This window comes from Bartonella sp. AP58NXGY, from assembly GCF_042195785.1.
Lineage (GTDB): Bacteria > Pseudomonadota > Alphaproteobacteria > Rhizobiales > Rhizobiaceae > Bartonella.
The window spans coordinates 348-595 of sequence record NZ_JBHIOY010000364.1; the positions used below are offsets into that span (position 1 = coordinate 348).

1 protein-coding gene is annotated in these 248 nt (G+C 35.9%); it reads right to left on the reverse strand.

The features are described 5' to 3' along the window. On the reverse strand, positions 1 to 248 hold a 248-nt coding region (locus ACFINC_RS11445; RefSeq protein WP_375617277.1), incomplete at both ends, for a hypothetical protein.

Consider the following 248-nt stretch of genomic DNA (forward strand, 5'->3'; position numbering starts at 1 on the left):
TTGCATCACGATAAAACGCTTCAATATGAAGCGCGCCATTTGGAGGATTAAAAGTTTCGATGGCTTCTGTAATAAACTTGTTCCACCGAAGCAGCTTTTGTCTGTCTGTTTCAATTATAGAAACCAGAGGAGCACCATTAATAGCTCCATAACCAGCATTTTCTTGGTAACATCCTACAGAATAGAAAATGCACTTAGTGTTTTCTACCAAAACATCAATATGATATAGGTTATCACTAATATATTCT